This window comes from Curtobacterium sp. MCPF17_021, from assembly GCF_003234605.2.
In the GTDB taxonomy this organism is placed as follows: Bacteria; Actinomycetota; Actinomycetes; order Actinomycetales; family Microbacteriaceae; genus Curtobacterium; species Curtobacterium flaccumfaciens.
In genome coordinates, this window is sequence record NZ_CP126252.1 from 39,046 (window position 1) to 62,215 (window position 23,170).

The 23,170-nt window shown below is 71.0% G+C and carries 19 protein-coding genes; 10 read left to right on the forward strand and 9 right to left on the reverse strand.

All coding sequences use genetic code 11. The annotated features are described in order from the left end of the window. Positions 1-7: 7 nt before the first annotated feature. Genes DEJ29_RS00185 through DEJ29_RS00200 form a run of 4 tightly spaced genes read right to left on the reverse strand, consistent with a single transcriptional unit; the run spans position 8 to position 4,654 of the window. Positions 8-1,351, reverse strand: coding sequence for a flavin monoamine oxidase family protein (locus DEJ29_RS00185; RefSeq protein WP_111094137.1), 1,344 nt, complete (start codon positions 1,349-1,351; stop codon positions 8-10). Next, on the reverse strand, positions 1,351-2,715 hold the full coding sequence (locus DEJ29_RS00190; protein WP_111094138.1) for an NAD(P)/FAD-dependent oxidoreductase: 1,365 nt from the start codon (positions 2,713-2,715) through the stop codon (positions 1,351-1,353). The genes DEJ29_RS00185 and DEJ29_RS00190 overlap by 1 nt, the downstream gene beginning before the upstream one ends. A 2-nt stretch (positions 2,716-2,717) precedes the next feature. Then, complete coding sequence (locus DEJ29_RS00195) at positions 2,718-4,175, reverse strand: aspartate aminotransferase family protein (protein WP_084740608.1); 1,458 nt, start codon at positions 4,173-4,175, stop codon at positions 2,718-2,720. Continuing rightward, complete coding sequence (locus tag DEJ29_RS00200; RefSeq protein WP_035809531.1) at positions 4,172-4,654, reverse strand: Lrp/AsnC family transcriptional regulator; 483 nt, start codon at positions 4,652-4,654, stop codon at positions 4,172-4,174. Before DEJ29_RS00200 ends, DEJ29_RS00195 begins: the two co-directional genes overlap by 4 nt. Before the next feature lie 133 nt (positions 4,655-4,787). On the opposite strand from DEJ29_RS00200, the gene DEJ29_RS00205 reads away from it, so the two are divergent. The 5 genes from DEJ29_RS00205 to DEJ29_RS00225 are packed head-to-tail and all read left to right on the forward strand — an operon-like array spanning position 4,788 to position 10,484. Beyond that, on the forward strand, positions 4,788-6,242 hold the full coding sequence (locus tag DEJ29_RS00205; RefSeq protein ID WP_111094139.1) for an aminobutyraldehyde dehydrogenase: 1,455 nt from the start codon (positions 4,788-4,790) through the stop codon (positions 6,240-6,242). Between the two features lie 30 nt (positions 6,243-6,272). After that, positions 6,273-7,454, forward strand: a complete 1,182-nt coding sequence (locus tag DEJ29_RS00210) for an ABC transporter ATP-binding protein (protein WP_502866884.1) — start codon at positions 6,273-6,275, stop codon at positions 7,452-7,454. After that, positions 7,451-8,671, forward strand: coding sequence for an ABC transporter substrate-binding protein (locus tag DEJ29_RS00215; protein ID WP_220034107.1), 1,221 nt, complete (start codon positions 7,451-7,453; stop codon positions 8,669-8,671). The genes DEJ29_RS00210 and DEJ29_RS00215 overlap by 4 nt, the downstream gene beginning before the upstream one ends. Beyond that, positions 8,668-9,609, forward strand: coding sequence for an ABC transporter permease (locus tag DEJ29_RS00220; RefSeq protein WP_146237652.1), 942 nt, complete (start codon positions 8,668-8,670; stop codon positions 9,607-9,609). The genes DEJ29_RS00215 and DEJ29_RS00220 overlap by 4 nt, the downstream gene beginning before the upstream one ends. Continuing rightward, positions 9,606-10,484 (forward strand): ABC transporter permease, encoded by an 879-nt coding sequence (locus DEJ29_RS00225; RefSeq protein WP_111094141.1) that lies wholly within the window; start codon positions 9,606-9,608, stop codon positions 10,482-10,484. The genes DEJ29_RS00220 and DEJ29_RS00225 overlap by 4 nt, the downstream gene beginning before the upstream one ends. Positions 10,485-10,801: 317 nt before the next feature. Here the strand turns inward: DEJ29_RS00225 and DEJ29_RS00230 are convergent, their stop codons facing one another. Together DEJ29_RS00230 and DEJ29_RS00235 are read right to left on the reverse strand one after the other, a co-directional pair. Beyond that, positions 10,802-12,091 (reverse strand): ABC transporter permease family protein, encoded by a 1,290-nt coding sequence (locus tag DEJ29_RS00230; RefSeq protein WP_111094142.1) that lies wholly within the window; start codon positions 12,089-12,091, stop codon positions 10,802-10,804. Continuing rightward, positions 12,088-12,804 (reverse strand): ABC transporter ATP-binding protein, encoded by a 717-nt coding sequence (locus DEJ29_RS00235; protein WP_111094143.1) that lies wholly within the window; start codon positions 12,802-12,804, stop codon positions 12,088-12,090. The genes DEJ29_RS00230 and DEJ29_RS00235 overlap by 4 nt, the downstream gene beginning before the upstream one ends. An 86-nt stretch (positions 12,805-12,890) precedes the next feature. On the opposite strand from DEJ29_RS00235, the gene DEJ29_RS00240 reads away from it, so the two are divergent. The 4 genes from DEJ29_RS00240 (at position 12,891) to DEJ29_RS00255 (ending at position 20,301) form a co-directional block, all read left to right on the forward strand. Then, entirely contained in the window at positions 12,891-15,455 is a 2,565-nt protein-coding gene (locus DEJ29_RS00240) for a carboxylate--amine ligase/circularly permuted type 2 ATP-grasp protein (RefSeq protein WP_111094144.1), read from the forward strand. After that, positions 15,455-17,275 (forward strand): N-acetylglutaminylglutamine amidotransferase, encoded by a 1,821-nt coding sequence (locus DEJ29_RS00245; RefSeq protein WP_111094145.1) that lies wholly within the window; start codon positions 15,455-15,457, stop codon positions 17,273-17,275. Before DEJ29_RS00240 ends, DEJ29_RS00245 begins: the two co-directional genes overlap by 1 nt. Next, positions 17,272-19,218 (forward strand): S9 family peptidase, encoded by a 1,947-nt coding sequence (locus DEJ29_RS00250; RefSeq protein ID WP_111094146.1) that lies wholly within the window; start codon positions 17,272-17,274, stop codon positions 19,216-19,218. Before DEJ29_RS00245 ends, DEJ29_RS00250 begins: the two co-directional genes overlap by 4 nt. Positions 19,219-19,383: 165 nt before the next feature. After that, a complete protein-coding gene (locus DEJ29_RS00255) occupies positions 19,384-20,301 on the forward strand; it encodes a GNAT family N-acetyltransferase (RefSeq protein WP_220037313.1) in 918 nt (305 codons plus the stop codon). Between the two features lie 21 nt (positions 20,302-20,322). Here DEJ29_RS00255 and DEJ29_RS00260 read toward each other — a convergent pair whose 3' ends face one another. Together DEJ29_RS00260 and DEJ29_RS00265 are read right to left on the reverse strand one after the other, a co-directional pair. After that, positions 20,323-21,177, reverse strand: coding sequence for an aminoglycoside phosphotransferase family protein (locus tag DEJ29_RS00260; RefSeq protein ID WP_111094147.1), 855 nt, complete (start codon positions 21,175-21,177; stop codon positions 20,323-20,325). 102 nt (positions 21,178-21,279) lie between these two features. Continuing rightward, on the reverse strand, positions 21,280-21,453 hold the full coding sequence (locus DEJ29_RS00265; protein ID WP_181438108.1) for a hypothetical protein: 174 nt from the start codon (positions 21,451-21,453) through the stop codon (positions 21,280-21,282). A 54-nt stretch (positions 21,454-21,507) separates the two neighbouring features. On the opposite strand from DEJ29_RS00265, the gene DEJ29_RS00270 reads away from it, so the two are divergent. Next, complete coding sequence (locus tag DEJ29_RS00270) at positions 21,508-22,083, forward strand: DUF6941 family protein (protein ID WP_111094148.1); 576 nt, start codon at positions 21,508-21,510, stop codon at positions 22,081-22,083. A 33-nt stretch (positions 22,084-22,116) separates the two neighbouring features. Here DEJ29_RS00270 and DEJ29_RS00275 read toward each other — a convergent pair whose 3' ends face one another. Further along, positions 22,117-22,953 carry a helix-turn-helix domain-containing protein gene (locus tag DEJ29_RS00275; protein ID WP_111094149.1) on the reverse strand — a complete coding sequence of 279 codons (837 nt, stop codon included), beginning with the start codon at positions 22,951-22,953 and terminating at the stop codon, positions 22,117-22,119. Between the last annotated feature and the right edge of the window lie 217 nt (positions 22,954-23,170).

The window sequence follows — 23,170 nt, forward strand, 5'->3', positions numbered from 1 at the left end:
GTGGCGCTCAGGGCCTGGACAGCGGGTCGGCGAGCGAGAGCGGTTCGACCTGGGTGCCGAGCAACCGCCCGGCTGCCCGCAGCCCGGACAGCAGCGCACCGTGCACCGTCGCCGGGTCGTCGCTCCAGGTGGCCTCGCCGGCGAGCTGCACCCGGCCGGACGGGGTGCCGAGCAGGTCGTGGTCGTCGGGTGACGCCCCGACGTGGAGGTACGAGTACGAGCCCCGCGAGAACGGGTCCTCGGCCCACCGGGTGATCCGGAACGCCTCGGGCTGGGGGACGGACGGGCCGAACATCTTCCGCAGCGCCGCCACCCCCTCGTCGACGACCATGGCGTCCGGCAGGGTCTCGAGCCGACGGGCTCCGGCACCACCGACCAGGGCGGCGAGCACCGGCGCACCGGTCACCCGGGACATGTCGTACCAGGAGTGCCAGTCGACGCCGGCGGACCCCTGCTGCCGGACCACCCACGAGTCGCCCCAGAACCGTGTGGGGAACCGCAGGAACACCTTGTCGTAGGTGCCCATCCCGAGCCGGTCGAGCGCTCCGGCCACCGGCGCGGACAGGGGCGGGTCGAAGACCACGTCGCCGGCCTGCAGCACCCCGAGCGGCACGGTGACGACCACCTGCGGGGCGGCGACGGTGGTTCCGTCGGCGAGCCCCACGGTCACCGAGTCGCCGGCCTGGGTCACCGACCGCACGACCGACGACAGCCGGACGTCGAGACCCTCGGCCAGCGCGCGGGCGTACTGGGCGTAGCCGCCGGGGAACACCACCTCGTCGCCGGGGACGTGCTCCTCGTCGAGTCCGTGCGCGTCGAGGACGGTCACCGGGGCACCGCAGAGGTCCTCGGAGCGGTGGGCCGTGTACTCGCGGACGCGTGCGGCCCGGTCGCCCTGCCACCGCAGCGAACGGAGCACGGTGTCGACGGCGGCCGCGTAGGTCGAGGGCGGGGGAGCGTGCGCGATGACGGCGTCGAGCGCCGCGTCGACGGTGTGCAGGTCCGCGACGAACGCCGACGTGTCCTCGGCGGAGAGTGCGGCGCCGGACGGGTCGTGCCAGGCGATCGGCCGGCCGTCGAACTGGAAGCTGCCGACCGTGAACTCCACGGTGTCGATGCCGAACGCCGACGCCAGGGCCCAGAGCGGGTTGCCGTCGACCCCGTGGATCCACGAGGCGCCGAGGTCGACCGGCACCCCGAGTGACGCATCGGTCCAGGTGCGCCCGCCGATCCGGTCGCGGGCCTCGAGCACGACGACCCGCTGCCCGCCGAGTGCGAGCGCCCGGGCGGCGGCGAGCCCGGCGATCCCCGCCCCGACGACCAGGACGTCGGCGTCGAGACCAGCAGCCATCAGTGTCCTCCGGTCAGTGGTGCCATGAGCCGAGCGGCCAGACTCGGCCGCCCGGTCAGTGCTTCTTCGCGGTCGGCCAGGTCGGTCGCGACGAGTCCCGCGTTCGCGCCGAGGAACCGCAGTGGCTCGGGCTCCCAGTCGGGCGATCGGTGGTTCACCCACGGCAGCGCGGTCAGTGCCGTCGACTCCCCGCGCACGAGGTCGGCGAGGGTCCGTCCGGCCAGGTTCGTCGTCGACAGGCCGTCCCCGACGTACCCGCCAGCGCTGCCGACGTGTCCGTCCCAGGTCACCGAGGCGCACCAGTCGCGCGGCACCCCGAGCGGGCCGCCCCACGTGTGGGTGACCGGGGCGTCCGAGACGACCGGGAACAGGTCGACCAGGGCCTTCCGCAGGTGCTCGAAGACCCGCGGCACCCGATCGTACCCGGGCGTGATCGAGGACCCCCAGTGGTAGCGGGCTCCGCGGCCGCCGAACGCCAGCCGGTCGTCGGCCGTGCGCTGCCCGTACACGAGCAGGTGCCGGTAGTCGGAGAACGTCTGCCCGTGCTCGAGACCGATGCGTTCCCACGCGGACGCCGGCAGCGGGGCCGTCGCGATCATGAGCGAGTACAGCGGCAGGATCCGCCGCTTCGTCTGCTCCAGCTGGGCGCCGTAGCCCTCGACCGCGATCACCACGGCACCTGCCGTGACGGTGCCGCGCGACGTGACCACACGCCCGCGATCCCAGGACGAGACGGGCGTGTGCTCCGCGATCCGGACGCCACGGGCCTCCAGGGCGGCCGCGAGGCCACGCACCAACGCGGCGGGCTGCACGCGCGCGCAGTCCGGGGTCCACGCCACACCCGCCGATCCGGCGGCGTCACCCGGTCGAGCGGTCCGCCACGTCATGTCGTCGCCCCATGCCGCGGAGGACGCGACCTCGTCGTGGGCGGCGCGTTCCTGCACGGCGGAGCGCGCGTAGAGGACGGTCCCGCCCTTCAGGTAGTCGCAGTCGACCTCGGCTTCGGACGCTGCGCGGCCGACCTCGTCGACGGTGTCGCGCATGGCGGCCCGCAGCGCCAGCGCGGCGTCGCGCCCGTGCTCCTCGGCGATCGCCGAGGCGGACCGCGGAAACAGCGCCGAACACCAGCCGCCGTTCCGACCGGAGGCGCCGAAGCCGGCGATCTCGCGTTCCAGGACGACGATCTGGAGGCCCGGGTCGGCCTGGTGCAGGTACCACGCGGTCCAGAGACCCGTCAGTCCACCGCCCACGATCACGACGTCGGCCGTCGTGTCGCCGTCGAGCGGCGGCCGGGGCGTCAGGTCGTCGCGTCCGGTGGACGCGAGCTGGTCGAGCCAGAACGAGACGCCCCGGTAGCCGCCCACGGTCAGATCTTCGTCCAGGCCTCGGACAGGACGCTCCGCAGGATCGACGTCATCTCGCGGAACTCCGGCTGCCCGATCGTCAGCGGCGGTGCGAGCTGCACGACGGGGTCACCGCGGTCGTCGGCCCGGCAGTACAGCCCCGCGTCGAACAGCGCCTTCGACAGGAACCCGCGCAGCAGCCGCTCGGACTCGTCGTCGTCGAAGGTCGTCTTGGTGGCCTTGTCCTTGACGAGCTCGATGCCGTAGAAGTAGCCGTCTCCGCGGACGTCCCCGACGATCGGCAGGTCGAGCAGGGTGTCGAGCTCGGCGCGGAAGAGCGGGGCGTTCTGCTGCACGTTGGCGAGCAGCCCCTCTTCCTCGAAGATGTCGAGGTTCTCCATCGCGACGGCGGCCGACACCGGGTGCCCGCCGAACGTGTAGCCGTGGTAGAAGGTCGTGTCGCCCTTGGAGAACGGCTCGAACAGCCGGTCGCTGATGATCGTCGCGCCGATCGGGGAGTACCCGGAGGTCATCGCCTTGGCGCACGTGATCATGTCCGGCACGAAGCCGTACGTGTCGCAGGCGAACATCGTGCCGATCCGGCCGAAGGCGCAGATGACCTCGTCCGAGACGAGCAGCACGTCGTACTCGTCGCAGATCTCGCGCACCCGCTGGAAGTACCCGGGCGGCGGGGTGAAGCAGCCGCCGGAGTTCTGCACCGGCTCCAGGAACACCGCGGCGACGGTGTCGGGGCCCTCGAACTCGATCATCTCGCGGATCCGCTCCGCCGCCCAGAAGCCGAACTGCTCCTCGGTGCCCCCGGGGAAGCCCATCTCCTCGGCGCGGTACGAGTTCGTGTTCGGCACCCGGAAGCCGCCGGGGGTCAGGGGCTCGAACATCTCCTTCATCGCCGGGATGCCGGTGATCGCCAGGGCGCCCTGCGGGGTGCCGTGGTAGGCGACCGCGCGGGAGATCACCTTGTGCTTCATCGGCTTGCCCTGGAGCTTCCAGTAGTACTTCGCGAGCTTGAAGGCGGTCTCCACCGCCTCGCCGCCGCCGGTGGAGTAGAAGACCTTGTTGAGGTCACCGGGGGCGTGCTCGGCCAGCCGATCGGCGAGCTCGATCGCCGCGGGGTGCGCGTACGACCAGATCGGGAAGAAGCTCAGCGTCTCCGCCTGCTTCGCGGCCATCTCGGCCAGGCGCTTCCGCCCGTGCCCGGCGGCGACGACGAACAGGCCGGACAGCCCGTCGATGTACTCCTTGCCGTGGCTGTCGTAGACGTGGTGGCCCTCGCCGCGCACCATGATCGGCACGTCGGCGCCAGCCTGGTTCGCACCGTGCCGGGCGAAGTGCATCCACAGGTGGTCCCGGGACTTCCGCTGCAGGTCGGCGTCGTCGACCGGTGCGAACGGGTCGTAGGAGTGGAGGCGGGCGGCCGGGCCCGTCGTGGTCCGGCCTGTGGCCTGTTCGGAGATGGTCATCGCGTTCCCCAGTCGTAGAGCTGTTTGCGGAGTTGCAGGTAGACGAAGGTCTCGGTGCCGGCGACGCCCGGGATGGCCCGGATGGTGCCGTTGAGCAGTTCGATCAGGTCGTCGTCGTCCTCGCACACGACCTCGACCATCAGGTCGAAGCTGCCGGCGGTCATCACGAGGTAGTCGACCGCCGGCAGCTGCTCCAGGGCATCGGCGACGGTTCGGGTGTCGCCGCTGACCCGGATGCCGATCATCGCCTGGCGGTGGAAGCCCAGTTGCATCGGGTCGGTGACCGCGACGATCTGCATGACGCCGGTCTCGGTCAGCTTCTGCACACGCTGCCGGACCGCCGCTTCACTGAGACCGACGGCCTTGCCGATCTCGCCGTACGGGCGACGCCCGTCCGCCTGGAGTTGCTCGATGATCCGTTTCGAGGTGTCGTCGATCGGTCCCGGACGTCGTGGTGCTGCCGCCATGCCGGACAGCATGGCAGCGAGGTTCGGGGTGCACAAGGGATTCCGTTGTGAACTCCGTGTTTCGCGACGATTTCCGTTGTTACAGTTCTCCACAACCTCCGGATCCTTCTTCCGCACCGCCGGAATCCGTGTCAGTATCACCGCCATGCTGGACGCACAGAGCACGGCGACGGCGGACACCGACACCCGGGTCCTGCGGAACTTCGTCGGGGGCGCCTCCGTCGAGTCGACCGCCGACACCACGTTCGACCTGGTCGACCCGACCGATGAGCACGTCTACGGCACGTCCCCGGTGTCCACCCCCGCCGACGTCGACGCCGCCTTCGGTGCGGCCGCGACCGCGTTCGAGACCTGGCGCCGCACCACCCCCGGCGAACGGCAGCTCGCCCTGTTCCGGATCGCCGACGCGATGGAGCAGCGGGCGTCGGAGTTCGCCGACCTCGAGTCGCTCGACACCGGGAAGCCCCGCGCCACCCTGGTCGAGGACGAGATCCTGCTGTCCGTCGACCAGATCCGCTTCTTCGCCGGGGCCGCCCGGAACCTCGAGGGCCGGAGCGCCGGCGAGTACCTGGCCGACCACACCTCGTTCGTCCGGCGTGAGCCCATCGGTGTCGTCGCCCAGGTCACCCCGTGGAACTACCCGCTCAACATGGCGGTGTGGAAGTTCGCACCGGCGCTCGCCGCGGGGAACACCACCGTGCTCAAGCCGAGCGACACGACGCCCCTGTCGACCCTGCTGCTCGCCGAGGTCGCCGCCGAGTTCCTGCTGCCGGGGGTCCTGAACGTCGTGGTGGGGGACCGCACCACCGGCGCAGCGATGATCGACCACCCCACCCCGCAGCTCGTGTCCATCACCGGATCCGTCCGTGCCGGCATGGAGGTCGCCCGTGCCGCCGCGGGTGACCTCAAGCGCACCCACCTGGAGCTCGGCGGCAAGGCACCCGTGATCGTGTTCGACGACGCGGACATCCCCTCGGCGGTGGCCGGGATCGTCGCCGCCGGGTTCTTCAACGCCGGACAGGACTGCACCGCCGCCACCCGGCTGCTCGTGCAGGACGGCATCCACGACGAGTTCGTGGCGGCGCTCGCAGCAGAGGCACGCGTCAACGCGAGAACCGGGACGGACGGTCACTACGGCCCCGTCAACAACGCGAACCAGCTCGCGCACGTGCAGTCGTTCCTGGACACGCTGCCCGACCACGCGACGATCGAGCTCGGCGGTGCACGACAGGGCGACCGCGGGTACTTCCACGAGGCCACGATCGTCGCCAGCCTGCGCCAGGACGACCGGGCCGTGCAGCAGGAGATCTTCGGCCCCGTGCAGACCGTGCAGCGGTTCTCGACGGAACAGCAGGCCCTGACGTGGGCGAACGGCGTCGAGTACGGCCTGGCGAGTTCGGTGTGGACGACCGACCACGCGCGGGCGATGCGCTTCGCCCGCGACCTGGACTTCGGCTGCGTGTGGATCAACACGCACATCCCGATCGTCGCCGAGATGCCGCACGGCGGGTTCAAGCACAGCGGCTACGGCAAGGACCTGTCCCAGTACGGCTTCGACGACTACACCCGCATCAAGCACGTCATGTCCTACATCGGCTGAGGCCGACCACCCCCTGGAGGCACCATGGCAATGACCGGAACGTTCGCCGAATCGGGAGCCGATCTCCGGCTCGACCAGATCACGAAGTCCTTCCCCGGCCACACCGCGGTGGACAGCCTCGACCTGACGGTGCCCGCCGGCTCGTTCTTCGCGTTGCTCGGTCCGTCGGGCTGCGGCAAGACGACGACCCTGCGGCTCGTCGCCGGGCTCGAGGAACCCACGAGCGGCACCATCACCATCGGCGGCCAGGACGTCACCGACACGAAGCCGTACCAGCGGCCCGTCAACACGGTGTTCCAGAACTACGCGCTCTTCCCGCACATGAGCGTGCTCGACAACGTCGCGTTCGGGCTGAAGCGGCGCCGGATCCCGGACCCGATGACGAAGGCCACGGAAGCGCTACGGCTGGTCGAGCTCGAGGGGTCGGCGTCGAAGCGGCCCGCCCAGCTCTCCGGCGGCATGCAGCAGCGCGTCGCCCTGGCCCGCGCGATCGTGAACCGGCCGGCCCTGCTGCTGCTCGACGAGCCCCTCGGCGCCCTCGACCTGAAGCTCCGCCACCAGATGCAGCTCGAGCTGAAGACGATCCAGGCCGAGGTCGGGCTCACGTTCTTGCACGTCACCCACGACCAGGAAGAGGCGATGACGATGGCTGACACGGTCGCCGTCATGAACGGCGGTCGGATCGAGCAGATGGGCAGCCCGCAGGACCTGTACGAGCTGCCGCGCACGGCCTTCGTCGCGAACTTCCTCGGCCAGTCGAACCTGCTCGAGGGCGAGGTGCGCGGCACCGATGCCGGCCTGCTCGTCGTCGCGACCGCGGCCGGTTCGGTCGCCGTGCCGGCCGACCGAGCCGTCGCCACGACCGGTCGCGTCGTCGTCGGCGTCCGGCCCGAGAAGCTCAAGATCCGCACCGCCGAACCGACCCCCGAGGCCGAACGGAACATCCTCGGCCCGGGTCGCGTCGTGGACGTCTCGTTCTCCGGCGTCAGCACCCAGTACCTGGTCGACGTGCCGGGTGCCGGTCGCGTCTCGGTGTTCGCGCAGAACTCGAAGGGCGGGCCGCGGATCGCGACCGGTACCGAGGTCTGGCTCACGTGGGGCGTCGACCACGGTTTCGGTCTGGAGGCGCACCCCGCGTCCGACGCGACCGTCACCACCCAGGACGACCCGGGCCTCCAGAGCGTCCCCGCCACGGCAGGATCGCTCGCGTGACCGGCGCGGTGCCCGGTCCGGACCTGCTGCGCGGGCTGACGTCGGCCCGCGTCAGCCGACGCGGCCTGCTGGCCGGCGGCGGGGCCGCCGCGCTGGCCGCCCTGCTCACCGGGTGCAGCATCAAGGGCTCCGCGGCCGCCGGCGCCGAGGACACCGTCGACTGGGCGGCGTTCTGGAAGGACGCGAAGGCGACCGGCACCCTGAACTTCGCGAACTGGCCGCTGTACATCGACTCCGACCACGGCAAGTCCGAGTCCCTGGCGCTGTTCAAGAAGGAGACCGGCATCGCGGTCGACTACCAGGCGGTGATCCAGGACAACGCGACCTTCTACGCGACCGTCTCACCGATCCTGCGGGCGCACGGTGCGACCGGCTACGACCTCGTCGTCATGACGAACGGGTTCGAGCTGACCCAGATGATCAAGAACGGGTTCGTGTGCGAGCTCGACCACTCGCGGTTGCCGAACTTCGCCGCGAACGCCTCGGATTCCGTGAAGGACCCCATCTACGACCCGGGCAACAAGCACTCCGTCGTGTGGCAGACCGGGTTCACCGGGCTCGCCTACAACCCGAAGTACACCGGGCGGAAGATCACCTCGCTCAAGGACCTGCAGGACCCGGCGTTCAAGGGCCGCATCGGGCTGATGAGCGACAACACCGAACTCGGGTCGCTCGGACTGCTCGCGCTCGGCATCGACCCGGAGACCTCGACGCCCGCCGACTGGCGGAAGGCCCAGGCCTGGCTGCGCGAACTGCGGCCGAGCGTCACCGGCTTCTACGACCAGAGCTACATCAACCGGTTGGAGAACGGCGACACCTGGATCACCCAGGCGTGGTCGGGCGACGTGTTCCAGGCGCAGCAGTCCGGGTTCCCCGACCTGGAGTTCGTCACGCCGGAAGAGGGGCAGATGACCTGGCACGACAACATGCTCATCCCACGGCAGGCCGAGAACCCGGTGTCGGCGCTCGAGTGGATGAACTTCTACTACACGCCGAAGATCGCCGGGATCGTCGAGGACTGGGTCAACTACGTCTGCCCGGTGCCCGCTGCCGAGGACTACGTGCGGGACGAACTCGACGACGCCACCGTGGCGGACAGCCCGCTCGTGTTCCCCTCTGCCGACGTGCTGGAGCAGTCGCACGAGTTCCGTGTGTTCGAGAACTACGACGAGTACTCGGAGTGGAACGGCATCTTCAACGCGGTGGTGCAGTCGTGAGCGCGGTCGGAGTGGCACCGGGGCTCGGTCCCGGTGGTTCCGCCGGTCCTTCCGGTTCCGCGCCGGTGCGGCGGGGACGCCGTCGGAGCACGCCGTTCTTCCTGGCGCTCGTCGGCACCGCGTACCTCTGCGTGTTCTTCGTCATCCCGCTGGTGTCCGGGCTGATCGTCTCGCTCATGACCGGCAACCCGGACGACGGCTACACGTTCACCTGGAACTTCGGGATCTACGGCTCGCTGTTCGTCGACCCGCAGGTGCCCTACCTGACGTTCCTGCTCCGGTCGCTCTGGTACGGCGCCGCCGCCACGATCGCCTGCATCGTCGTCGGGTATCCGGTGGCGTACTTCATCGCGTTCCGGGTGTCCCCGCGGTGGAAGAACCCGCTGCTCATGCTGGTGTTCATCAGCTTCCTGGTGTCGTTCATCATCCGGACCGACATGTGGGCGTTCGTGCTGGCGTCGCAGGGGCCGGTCGTCACGACGCTGCAGGCGCTCGGGCTGGCCGGCAAGGACTTCCACATCCTCGGCACCGGGGGCGCAGTGATCTTCGGTGACGCCTACAACGACCTGGCCTTCATGGTCCTGCCGATCTACGCCGCCCTCGAGCGCATCGACCCACGACTCGGCGAGGCCGCCAACGACCTGTACGCCGGCAAGTTCCGGGCGTTCTGGCACACCACGCTGCCGCTGTCCCGCTCGGGCATCTTCGCCGGGGTGCTGCTCGTCTTCATCGACAGCGTCGGTGACCCGGTGAACTCGGCGCTGCTCGGCGGCACGAACACGTACACGATCGGGCAGGCGATCCAGGACGCCTACTCCGGCAACCAGCAGTACAACGTCGCCGCGGCCCTGTCGACCGTGCTCATGGTCGTGCTCGGCATCATCCTGTTCATCTACGCCCGCGTCTCCGGCACCGACGACCTCGAGGACCTCGTATGACTGCCGTCGCACCGTCCCGTTCCGCCGCCGCTCCGGCTTCGCCCGTGACGGGTTCCGTCGCCGGCCGTCCGCGCCGCCACGGGGTGAACCGCCGCGGGCCCTGGCTCGCCATCGTGTACTGGGTGACGATCGCGATCACCCTGGTGCCGATCGTCTACATGATCGTGTACTCGTTCAACGACGCCCCCACCAACCGGTTGTCGTTCGCCTGGAACGGTTTCACGACCTACTGGTACGCGAACCTGGTGAACGTGTCCGGGCTCGGCGCCGCGTTCGTCACGTCGGTCGTCGTCGCGTTCCTCGCCGCGATCATCTCGGTCGCGATCGGGCTGCCCCTCGCGTTGGCGCTGGAGCGGTACCGGTTCCCGGGTCGCGGTGTCGTGAACACCGTGGTGTTCGCCGACATCGCGGCCCCGTCGATCGTCGTGGGTTCCGCGTCGCTCTCCTTCTTCCTGTCGGTGGGGCTCGGCACCGGGTTCCTCACCGTGCTCATCACGCACGTGGCGTTCGACGTCGCCTACGTGGTGGTCGTGCTGCGGGCGCGGATCGCGGGGACCTCGCGTGCACTCGAGGAGGCCGCGGGTGACCTCGGGGCGACGCCGTTCCAGGCGTTCCGGCTCGTCACCCTGCCGCTGCTGGCACCGGGCATGCTCGCCGCGGGGTTGCTCGCGCTCGCGATGTCGATCGACGACTACGTGATCACCTCGTTCGTCGCCGGGCCAGCGGTCACCTTCCCACTGTTCGTCTACGGTGCCGCGAAGGCCGGGATGCCGCCGCAGGTGTTGTGCTTCGGGACGCTCGTGTTCGCGGTGGGGCTGCTCGTGGCGCTGCTGAACGGGGCGCTCAACCGGCGGTTGGCGCGGACGCGCGGGTAGCGCTGCGGCGCTGGCGCGCGGGTCGCACCGTGCGAGGTGCGTGGGCTGGTGCGCGGTTGCGCGCATGGTGCGCGCTTGTAGCGGCGCACGGTGCGCGGAAGCTCGCACGGGGTGGCGAGGTGCGCACGGTGCGGACGGGAGGCGCGGTGCCGGATGGGTGTCGGGCCTCCCGTCCGCACGGTGCCGGTTTCGTGGCCCGGTGCGGGGTTGGGTGCTGGGTGCGGGCTTGTGACCGGGCACGGCGCGTGGAAGCTCGCACGGGTTGGGGAGTTGTGCACGGTGCTCGGCCCCGTTGGTGTTCGACCGGCGGATGCGGCTCAGACTCCGGCGTCGACGAGTTGTGGACCCAACGGTCGACGCCGAGCCTGCAGGACCGGTGCGGTCGTCGCCACCACCATGATGACGAGTCCGACGGCGACCACGAACGGCACGGGACGAAGCGGGTCCGTCCAACTCGTCAGGGCCGCTGGGATGGTCGCGATCGCGATTGGTACTGCGATGAGCGCCGCGGTGACGACCACCGCGACGGCTTCCAGTAGTGCAGCGACGAGCCCGGTCCGGAAGGTCCCGCCAGCGGCGACGAGCAGGGCAACGCCGCGTCGTCGACCCATCGTCGTCATCACCACGGTGGCGGCACCGGTGAAGAGGACGATCAGGACCGGTCCGCCGAAGATGGCCAGGCCGCCCAGGTAGTACGCGGGCGAGTCCCAGACGCCGGCCAGGCCGGTGAGCGAGCCCAGCAGCATCGCCACCGCGAGCAGTGCGATCGCCGAGTGGCTCCGAGCGACGTGGTACGTCAGCGACTCGCGCGCGAGGAACCACGCCGCCGGAGCCCCGGGGAGCACCGAAGTCCACGCCGACACGAGCGCTCGGCACGACCAGGGTGCGACCGTGATCACGAACCCCATCGCGGGCACGAGGAAGAGCATCGTGACGCCTCGCGCGCCGAGCAGCGTCATCGCGTACATCGTGACGGTGACGCCGCCGAGCACCCAGGCGGTGGTCTTCCGGCCGCGGCTGGGACGGGCGGGCTCGGATTCGGGCTCACGGACGGCGTCCAGGGCGGGGGTCGTCGACGCCGAACGTGCAGCCCCGAGTGCGCTGAGGAGCACCACGAGCTCGAACACCACGAAGGCGGTGACTGCTTCGAGCACGCCGAGGCGCGGATCGAGGGCTGGCGCACCGGGGTTCCGGAGGGGCGCAGAGAGGAAGGCCATCAGGCTCCGGAGTGTGAGAGGCATCAGCGCCAGGGCGGTTCCGAACGCGACGAGGGACAGCGTGACCGCCTGTGCGAGCACGACCCGGCGGATCAGCGCAGGCCCGAGACCGCCGAACTGCCACAGCGCGTACGTCCGGCGCTGGACGCGGATCGCGAACGTCACGAGCACGTTGAGTGCGCCGATGACCACGATGGCGTTCATCGCTCCGAAGACCATCGCGTGGTTGCGCAGGCCGGCTGCGTCGACGGTGTCGGTGATCGCAGCGGCGGTCGAGACGTCACCCGCGCAGACGAGCGCGACGACGGCGGTCAGGACCATGATGACGAACGTCGAGGTCCAGAGCCGCCAAGCCCGGACGACCTCGGCGAGGACGAGACGTGTGATCACCGGGACACCGCCTCGAGGATGTCCGGCACCGAGGGGGTGACGAGCTCCCGGTGCAGCCGTCCGTCGCGCAGGACGAGCACGCGGTCGCCGAGTGCCGCGGCCTCGAGGTCGTGCGTGACCATCACGACCGAACGCGTGCCCGTGGCCGCCGCATGCAGGAGTCCGAGCACCCGTGCTCCAGATTCGGTGTCCAGGGCGCCGGTCGGTTCGTCGGCGAACACGACGTCCGGCTGGGTGACGATGGTCCGGGCGATCGCCACGCGCTGCTGCTGACCGCCGGAGAGCTGGCCGGGGCGGTTCTGGGCGACCGCGCCGAGACCGACCGCTTCGAGGGCGTTCCGGACGACCACGGGATCGACCGACCCGGTCGCGAGCCGGAGCGGCAGCGCCACGTTCTCGAACGCGGTCAGCGCGGGGATGAGGTTGTACGACTGGAAAACGAACCCCAGGTGGTCGCGTCGGAAGGCAGCCAGCGAGTCGCCCCGGAGGGTTGCGAGGTCGGTGCCGGCGATCCGGACGGTGCCACTGGTCGGCGAGTCCAGCCCGGACAGACACTGCAGGAGCGTCGACTTGCCGGAGCCGCTCGGACCGACGACGGTGACGAACTCGCCGCGGCCGACGTTCACGGAGACGTCTTCGAGGACGGTCACGTCATGGCCTGCTGCGCTGCGGAACCGCCGCGTCAGCGCCGAGGTCTCAAGGAGGGGAGTCATCACGCCAATATATGACATATGTTACGAGCGTGAGTCGGGCGGAGCGGCGGCGGACACGCCACAGGGCACACGCGTAGGTTCCAGCCATGAGTGCAGAGCTGACGCTCGGCGCCGAGGAAGAGCTGCACCTCATCGACCTCGAGTCCGGCCGACTTTCCGCGAAGGCCCCGCGCCTTCTGCCCAAGCTGCCCACGGATCGCTTCGGCGCGGAGCTGCAGCGCACGACGATCGAGACGAACACCCCGGTGGTGCGGACCCTCGACGACCTGCGGCGGGTGATCGTCGACCTGCGCAGTGAGCTCAGCGCCGCGATCGCCCCGGCCGGCGTCACCATCGCCGCCGTCGGCACCGCGCCGAGGTCGGAGTACGCCGACTTCGAGCTGAGCGCCGGCGGTCGGTACGGCCGGATGCAGGAGCAGTACCGGATGCTCGTCGACGAACAACTCATCTGCGGCCTGCAGGTGCACGTCGGCGTGAGCGACCGCGACCTGGCGGTGCTGATCGCCCAGCGGGTGGCGCCGGTGCTCCCGGTCCTGCTGGCCCTGAGTGCGTCGAGTCCGTTCTGGAACGGGCAGGACACCGGGTACGCCTCGTTCCGGAGCATCATCTGGCAGCGGTGGCCGTCGGCCGGCAGCTTCGGCCCTGTTGCGGACGCCGCCGAGTACGACCGGGTCCTCGACGACCTGATCGCCTCGGGCGTGATCGCCGACAAGAAGATGGCCTACTTCGACGTGCGGCCGTCGTCGCACGCGCCGACGCTCGAGCTGCGGGTCTGCGACGCGACGCCGGTGGTGGACGACGCCGTGCTCATCGCCGGACTCTTCCGCGCCGCCGTGCGCAAGGCCGAGAAGTCGGTCGTGTCGGGCGCCGAGTGGCACCCGCGCAGTGAACCCCTGCACCGTGCAGCGATGTGGCAGGCCGCCCGCTCTGGGTTGAGCGGGGAACTCGTCGGCCTCGGGCAGCACCCAGAACGGCTGCCCGCCGAGGTCGCGGTGCGCCAGCTCGTGTCCCGGCTGCGCCCGGAGCTCGAGGAGCTCGGCGACTGGGGCACGGTGACGGAGCTGCTCGACGCGACCCTGGCCCGCGGCAACTCCACCGACCGGCAGCGCACCGCCTACGCCGAGCGCGGGGAGATGGACGACGTCGTCGCCCTGGTGGTGGAGGACACCGCGGGGCTCCCGTCCGGACGCGACGAGGACCCGGTGGTCCCGATCCCCGGGTACCGCGTCCGTGCCGGTGACGAGGCGGTCGGCCCCGGGGCGCGCCCCCGTCCGGCGTTCCGTGACCTGGCGGCCTTCTTCGACGGCTGGGACGCCGAGACCGCGATCGAGCGCTGCACCGCCCGCGACGTCTGGACGCGCGAGCACCACGTCGGCTTCGTGGTGGACGGCGGGGCGCAGGAGTTCGGCTGCGACCTGGTGCCCCGGACGATCAGCGCGTACGAGTGGTCGCAGCTCGAGCGTGGCCTGGGGCAGCGTGCCCGCGCGATCGAGCTGTTCCTGCGTGACGCGTACGGCGACCGGCGGATCGTGGCCGACGGCGTGCTGGACGCGGACCACTTCGTCGGCGCGAAGGGCTGGGACCCGGACGCCACCCGGCTGCCGGCGACCGCCGTCCGTGCGCCGGTGCTCGGGTTCGACCTGGTGCGCAACGAGTTCGGCGGCTGGCGGGTGCTCGAGGACAACGTCCGCTCGCCCTCGGGCGTCGCGTACGGCATCGCCCTGCGCGAGCTGATGGACGACGTCGTGCCGGACGCCCCGCGGCCGGCGCACCTGCGCGACCCGCACGGCGTGATCGACCGGCTGCGCCGGACCCTCTGCGCGAACACCACCGCGGTGACGGGCGCGACCGACCCCGTGATCGCACTGGTCAGCGACGGCCCCGCCGCCGGCGCGTGGTTCGAGCACCGCAGGCTGGCCGACGGGGCCGGATTGCGCCTCCTGTCCGGGTCGGACCTGGAGGTCCGCGACGGACGCGTGGTCGACGCGACGACGGGTGACGTGCTCGACGGGCTGTACCTGCGGATCGACCGCGACGTCAGCGCGCTGACGGCGGAGCACGCTCCCGACCTCGGTGCGCGGATCCTCGACGCGGCGGAGGCAGGACGGGTCTACCTGGCGAACGCGCCGGGCAACGCGCTGGTCGACGACAAGGCGATGTACGTCACCGTGCCGGACCTGATCTGGTACTACCTGGACGAGAAACCCCTGCTGGCATCGGTGCCGACGTACCGCACGAGCATCGAGGTCGAACGGCTGTCGGTCCTGGACCGCGTCGGGGAACTCGTCACGAAGCCGGTCGACGGCGAGGGTGGCCGCGGGGTCCTGATCGGACCGAGCGCGAGCGCCCCCGAGGTGGCCGAGCGACGGCGCGAGATCGCCGCGGACCCCGCCGGGTGGGTGGGGCAGGAGGTGGTGCAGCTGTCCTCGCACCCGACGATCGGACCCGCCGGTCTCGACCCGCGGCACGTGGACCTGCGGGCCTTCGTCTACGCGACGGGGACCGGACCGGACGACGTGCACCTGGCCGACGTCGCCCTGACGCGCGTCGCGCCCGAGGGCAGCATGGTCGTCAACTCGTCGCAGGGCGGCGGCGCGAAGGACACGTGGATCGTCGGGAACGCCCCGGCGGACACCGAGGGAGAGCGCTGATGTGTGGACTCGCGGGTGAGATCCGGTTCGACGGCCGAGCGCCGGACGTCGGGGCGGTCGCCCGGATGACCGGCTGCATGACGCACCGCGGCCCGGACGGCGACGGCCTGTGGGCTCGCGGCCCGGTCGCCCTGGGGCACCGACGGCTGTCCATCGTCGACCTGTCCACCGCGGGCGCGCAGCCGATGGTGCTGGCCGAGGCCGGGCTGACGATCGCTTACAACGGGATGGTCTACAACTACCGGCAGCTCCGCGACGAGCTGCACGGCAAGGGGCACCGGTTCGCGTCGACGTCGGACACCGAGGTCATCGCCCTGGCGTACGCCGAGTGGGGCACCGCGTTCGTCGACCACCTGATCGGGATGTTCGCCATCGCCATCTGGGAGCACGGCAGCGGCCGACTCGTGCTGGCGCGGGACCGGCTCGGCATCAAGCCGCTCTACGTCGCGCCCGTCCCGGGTGGGCTCCGGTTCGCTTCGTCCCTGCCGGCGATCCTGGCCGGCGACGCCGGCAGCGGAGGCACGAGCGGCTCCGGCACCAAGGAAGTCGACACGTCCATCGACCCCGTCGCCTTCGCTTCGTACATGAGCTTCCACTCGATCGTCCCCGCCCCCCGCACGATCCTGGCCGGCGTCGGCAAGCTCCCGCCCGCGACCCTCCGCGTGATCGACCCCGACGGCACCGCACACGACACCGTCTACTGGGAGCCCCGCTTCGAGCGTGACCCAGCCAAGTCCGACTGGTCCGAGCGGGACTGGGAGCAGGCGTTCATCGGCTCGCTCCGCACCGCCGTCGAGCGTCGGATGGTCGCCGACGTCCCCGTCGGGGTGCTGCTCTCCGGCGGGATCGACTCCTCGCTCGTGGTCGGGCTGCTCGCCGAGGCCGGGCAGCAGGACCTCGCCACGTTCAGCATCGGGTTCGAGGCGGCGGGCGGCGAGTCCGGTGACGAGTTCGAGTACTCCGACCAGGTCGCTGCGCACTTCGGCACCGACCACCACCGCATCCACATCCCCTCGTCGCGGCTGCTCGACGGCATCGACGGTGCGGTCGCCGCCATGAGCGAGCCGATGGCCAGCCACGACTGCGTCGCCTTCTACCTGCTGTCGCAGGAGGTCTCGCAGCACGTCAAGGTGGTGCAGTCCGGCCAGGGCGCCGACGAGGTGCTCGCCGGGTACGACTGGTACCCGCCACTCGCCGACGTGCCGCGCGACCAGGCGGCCGAGGCCTACCGCTCCGTGTTCATGGACCGCCGGTGGCCGGCGCTGCAGGGCCTGCTCGGGGAGCGGTGGAAGAGCGACGACGACACCCCGTCGGCCTTCGTGGACCGCCAGTTCGCACGGCCGGGCGCGGAGACGAGCGTGGATGCCGCGCTCCGCAGCGACACCACGATCATGCTCGTCGACGACCCGGTGAAGCGCGTCGACAACATGACGATGGCGTGGGGGCTCGAGGCCCGCGTGCCGTTCCTGGACCACGAGTTCGTCGAGCTCGCCGCCGCGATCCCGCCGTCGATGAAGCTCACCGACGGCGGCAAGGGCGTGATGAAGCGCGCCTCGCGCGGGATCGTGCCCGACGCCGTCATCGACCGCAGCAAGGGCTCGTTCCCGGTCCCCGCCATCCGGCAACTCGAGGGTCCGTACCTGGAGCGCGTCCGCGACGCGCTGCACGCACCCGAGGCGCGGGAGCGCGGGCTCTTCGACCCCGCCACCGTCGAGCGGATGCTGCAGGACCCGAACAGCACCAGGACGGCGATCGGCGCGAACGCGCTCTGGCAGCTCGGCCTGATCGAGATGTGGCTGCAGCAGCAGGGGGTGCGGTGACCGTGGGTTCCGTCCGGACTGGAGGCGCGCAGGGCGTCGCGTCGTCGGCCACCGTCGAGCCGTCGGTCACCACCAGGGCCGCGGCCGACCTGGGTGCGCAGCTCACCGCCGCCTGGGGATCGTGGGGACCGACCATGACCCGGAACGCCCGGCGCGTGGCGTTCGTGAGCGACCGGCACGGCACCCCCGAGGTCTTCGTGCAGGACGTCGTCGTCGACGGCGGGGTGCCGGAACCGGTGCGGATCGCGCTCTCCGACGACCCCGTGATCCGGGTGTCGTGGTCGTCCGACGGGGAGTGGCTCGCCGTCGCGCTCGCGACCGACGGTGGCGTGAAGCAACAGGTCTGGGTGGTGCGGCCGGACGGCTCCGACGCCGCGCAGATCGCCGGTTCGCGGTACCAGCACGCCGAACTCGGACCGTGGAGCCGCAGCGGCCACCGGGTCGTCATCACCCTGCCCTCGACCGAGCCCGAGCAGCCGGCCCGTGCGTACCTGGTCGACCCGGTCACCGGGGACCGCGACGACCTGGCCGTGGGGGAGCTCATCCACATCCTCGACCTGTCGGTGGAGGAACGGCTCGTCGTGCTGAGCGACGGGCAGCGCGGCCAGGAGTTCGTGGTCGTCGTCGACCGGCTGACCGACGAGAGCCACGCCCTGTTCGCCGACGACCCCGACGGGTCCGCCGAGATCGCGTTCCTGCGGCCCTCACCCGCGAGCGAGACCAGTCCGCTCGTCGCCTACGTCGCCACCGAGGCCGGACTGCCCCGCCGCGGACTCGTCGCGCAGCCGGTCGGGCCGCACGGCTGGCGCGGCACACCGCGGCGGATCGTCGAGCGTGACGACGCCGAACTCGAGTACCTGGACGCCGACGACGCCGGCCGCACCCTGCTGCTCGTCTGGAACGTCGACGGCCGCAGTGAACTCGACCTCATCAACACGCACGACGCCTCGCGCACACCCGTGCCGGACCTGCCCGGGTACGTCGTCACCGACCCCGTGCTCAGCCGTGACGGCCGGAGCGTGCTGCTCGCCGTCGAGGGACCGACCCGGCCGCGCGAACTCTGGCGACTCGACACGAACGCGCTGACCTGGAGCCGGGTCACCGACGTGCCGGTGCTGCCGGACGTGCAGCTGGTCGAGCCGACGCTCGAGCGGTTCGCCGCCCGCGACGGACTGGAGCTGACCGGGTGGCTGTACCGGGCCGTGGAGGCGACCGCGTCGGGGGCGGACGCCGACCCTGGTGCTGGTGCCGTGCCTCCCGGCCGCGCAGCGCTCGTCCACCTGCACGGCGGACCGGAGTCGCAGGAACGACCGACGTTCTCGCCGCAGCACCAGGCGCTCGCCGCCGCCGGGGTGACCGTGTTCGCACCGAACATCCGCGGCTCCAGCGGGTACGGGCACGAGTTCGTGCACGCCGACGACCTGGCGCTGCGGTGGAACGCGCTCGCCGACGTCGTCGACTGCGCGCGGTTCCTGGTGACCAACGAGTACGCGGATCGCTTCCGGGTCGCCGGCGAGGGGCGCTCGTACGGCGGGTACGCGACCCTCGCGTCCCTGGCGTTCACGCCCGACGTGTTCGCGGCCGGGGTCGCGGTGTGCGGGATGAGCGACTTCGCGACCTTCTACCGGGACACCGAACCGTGGATCGCGGCCGCTGCCGCCACGAAGTACGGCCACCCCGTCGAGGACGAAGCCTTGCTTGCTGCCCTGTCACCGATGCGCGCGATCGAGGACGTCACGGCGCCGCTGCTCGTCGTGCACGGGGAGCTCGACACGAACGTGCCGATCGGTGAGGCGCACCAGGTGGTCGCGGCGCTGCGGGAGCGGGCGCGCGACGTGGAGTACCTGGAGCTCGAGGGTGAGGGGCACGAGTACCGGCGAGCGTCGTCGCAGGCGCTGCTGGTGCGGCGGATGGTGGAGTTCGTGGCGGCCCGGCTGGGGTAGTCGGGGCGGGGCGCTCGGTCTGGTGCTCGCGCGGGTTCTTCGTGGTGCGAGGTTGCACGCTCGGTGCGAGGTTGTTTCCTTGCACCGGGTGGTCAACTTCGCACCGTGCCGTCACCGGGTGCAACGATGCGCCGACGGCGCTCGCCGCGGGCGGAGAATGGTGGGATGACGACGACTGCGCCGACCTCGACCGCGCTGCCCCGACCCGGAGAGGTCCTCGTGGCCTCGGCAGCGGACGTCGAGCTGGTCGTCCACCGTGCCACGAACCACTACGCCTCCGGTGTCGTCGCGGACACCGCCGGGTGGGCGGACGGCGATCGACGGCGGATCGAGGACCTCGGGTTCCGCGGCGGGGACTCCCGCGGCGATGCGCTCCGGACCCTCGACCTGACCATCGCCGACGACGGCACCCCGACGCGGGTGCTCGACGCGCCCGCCATGGCCGCGCTGAACAGCCACCACGCGCGGTTCGCCGAGCGGCGCGGCGACGTCGTCCGCTACCAGACCGACGTGTCGGTGTGGACGGGGATCCCCGAGCAGCCCACCGCGCAGGACTGGGAGGACGTCCGGGCGCTGCTCGGGTCGGGCGGGATGCTCGGCGTCGGTGCGGCTGCCGTCCTGCCCGTGGGGTGGGAGCTCGTCGAGGGTGCCGGCGGTGTGCAGCTGACCGGCGAGGCGATCGAGGGTGCGCCGGATCCCGAAGCCGTCGTGCTGACGCCCGACGACGTGCCGGAGATGACCGCCCTGGTGGAGCGGACGAAGCCGGGGCCGTTCCTGCCGCGGACGATCGAGCTCGGCACGTACCTGGGCATCCGGCGGGACGGGCGGCTCGTCGCCATGGCGGGGGAGCGCCTGCACCCGCCGGGGTGGACCGAGATCAGCGCGGTGTGCACGGACGAGGCGTACCGGGGGCAGGGGTTCGGGCGCCGGTTGGTGCTCGCCGTCGCGCACGGCATCCGGCAGCGGGGCGAGACCCCGCTGATGCACGCGGCCGCCGGGAACACCGGGGCGATCGGGCTGTACCAGCACCTGGGGTTCCGACTGCGGGACCGTGGGGCGCCGCGGTTCGTGCGGGTGCCGTGAGCTGCGTCCTGGTCTGACGGGTCAGAACGCGGCGAGGGCGCGGCGGAGCATGTCGTGGCCCTGGGCCTCGAAGCCCTCGTCGCCGACCGCGTAGGCCCAGGTCGCCGTCCCCACTGCTTCGCGGAGTTGGAGCCAGCGCCACGCGTCCGGAGTGCGCGGATCGTCGCCGTACCCGTCGAAGAACGCCGCTTCGAGCCCGGGATCGTGCTGCCAGTGCAGCACCGCGAGGCGGGTGAGGTCGAAGGACGCGGGGCGCCAGCCGAACCGGCCGAAGTCGATGACGCGCAGTCGGCCGCCGTCGACGATCCAGTTGCGTGGGTGGAAGTCGCCGTGGGTCGGGACGAGGGGCTGCGTCGGGTGGTCGGTCGTGAGCGCGCGCAGTGCCGCTCGTGCGCGGGCGACCACGTCGTCCGGGATCCGGTGCGGGGCGTCGAGCGCGGCCAGTGCCTTCGCCTGCTCGTGCAGTATGAACGTCGGGTCGTGGCGGGTGTCCTGGTCGTGCAGCCGTCGGAGCAGTGCTCCGGCCTGTCGGTGGACATCGGGATCGTGCTCGTCCGGGGTCCCGAGGGCGAGGTGCCCGGGAACGCGTTCCAGCACGAGGATGCGGTCCTCCTCGTTCGCGGCGACGAGGGCACCGGCGTCCCCGCTGGCTCGGAGTGCAGCGGTGGCGGTGCGGTGAGCGTCGAGCTCGCGGGGGAAGTGCGTGTTGGTCGGGCCGGAGGCCTTCACGGTGAAGCCGTCGTCGCCAGCGCGGACGTGCAGGACCCTCGTGTCGAGGAGCCCCCACGACTCATCGGCCACGACGACGGCATCGGGGAGCGTCTGCTGCACGAACGCGATCTGCTCGTCGTCGAGTCCGGTGTCCCCCCAGTGCATGGCGGCACGCTACCGTCCGTCCTGCTCCGACCACTGGAACCCCTCGACCACGTCTCGGTAGCCGATCGGCCTACGGACGGGTGAACGCCCGGGATCTGGTTCTCAATGGTCGTCGCGCTCTGCGCGAAGCGCGCGTCGACCGGCCATCTGCTGATAGATCTTGTAGACGAAGACGTATTCGAGAGAACCGAAGAGCCCCAGGGCGGCGATGGCGAACAGAACGCGCCCACGGTATCCGAGGGTCTGACTCGAGCGGTGGCCGAGGTCGATCGTCAATCGGACGCCTCCCCTCGCGGTGTGTCGACGTTGTGAGCAGCATCGCTCGGTGTCGTGATCACCGTGGACTGTGGCGATGAGCTATCGGGGCTGACAGCGCGGTGCGTCGTCCGGTTTCGGCTGTTCTCGGCGTGTGCGGGGGATGGTGTGGGACCGTTCGGGATGACGATCGGGATCACTGCGTTCCTTGCTGACAGCGCTGAGGCGGTGAACGGCAAGCTCTACGTGTTGGGCGCGGGGTGGGACATGCTGGTGGTGTCCCAGGTCCCGGCGGTGCAGCAACGCGTGGCTGTCGGAGTGTTGGTGCAGGTGGGTTGGAACGACAGCGAAGTGGAGCACGATGTCACGCTCCGACTCGAGACCGAAGACGGGGACCCCGTTCCGCTTGCACGTCACGCCGCAGGCATGCCGCCAGGGACAGCGGTCGCCGCGATCGGACACCGCTTCACGACCGGCCGGGGAACCCTGGTTCGCGCGGGGGACGCTCAGACGCACCCGGTGACGTTCACCATCAACGACCTGCTCCTCGATCGGGTGGGCGGCTACTCGTGGGTCATCGAGGTCGACGGGGCGATCATGCACCGTCTCCCGATGCGCGTCGTCCGGCAGGCGCCCGGCGGCGCTGCCTGATCCGGGACGAAGACGGCTACCGGAAGGTGAGCGTCACTGCTTGCTGTGGGCTGCTCGGACCAGTGCGCGGGTGAGGAGCCTGGTCGAGGAGAACCCGGACCGTGCGGCAAGGTCAGCGAGAGTGATCGTGTGCTCTGCGGAGAGCAGGTCGGCTTCTGCGACGCGGCGCCGTTCGATCTCGCGGCGGGGCGTGGTGCCCATGCTGCTGAAAGCGGTGTGCAGCGTCCGGACGCTGACGGAGAGCTCCTGGGCGAGGCGCGCAACGGTGAACGCAGGGTCGCGGAACTGCGCGCCGATCGTCGCCAGTGCCGCCATGAAGAGGCCGTCACGGTGATGGGCTGGGCCGTGCTGCCGGTGACCGCTTTCGTCGACCACGGCGGCGAGGGCGTTCTCGAACGACAGGGCCAGGTAGTGCCGTGCCGTCTCAGTCGTCGGCGATGGTGCCTGCAGCAGCGCGTTCGTCATCCCCGTCAGCGCTTGCACGGAGGCTCCGCCGGTACTGATGGGTTCGCCGTACTTGAAGCGGGACCGTCCCGGGTGGAGCATGGTCGGCTCGAGGTGCCAGACGAACCGTGCGGTCTCCGTCAGCGTCTTGGCGGTGGTGGGGACTTCCCCGTTCAGGAGGATCAGCGAGCCGGCTTCCGCGGTGACGGCTTCACCGTCGACGGTGAACTCGAAGCCGCCCTCCATCGTCAGGACCAGGTAGGTGCGTTCGGGAGCGGTGGTGAGGTTGTACTCCGCCGACCTCGACCAGGCGTGCCCCATCCCGAATCGGGGATGCTGCGCGATCTCGGCGACGAGGGTCGTATCGATCTGCCCGTGGGGGTGCCACCCGAAGTCGTCGCACCGCTCAGCGGCTTCGATACCCATCTTCAATACGCCACCTCCTGACGTATCTTGCCCGTCCTGAGCGCTGAACCGCTACGGTGCGTGCCCCGTTTGGGGGGCGTCGAGTGCCGTTTTGTGCAAGAAAACGGTCCATTTGTGCTGACTTGGGTCCGAGGCCTGGGAAAGCACTCAACCTGACCGAAAACTGAGACCGTCGGCACTGGAGCCGGCGTCCAGGCGTGGGGTACGCGTCCGGACG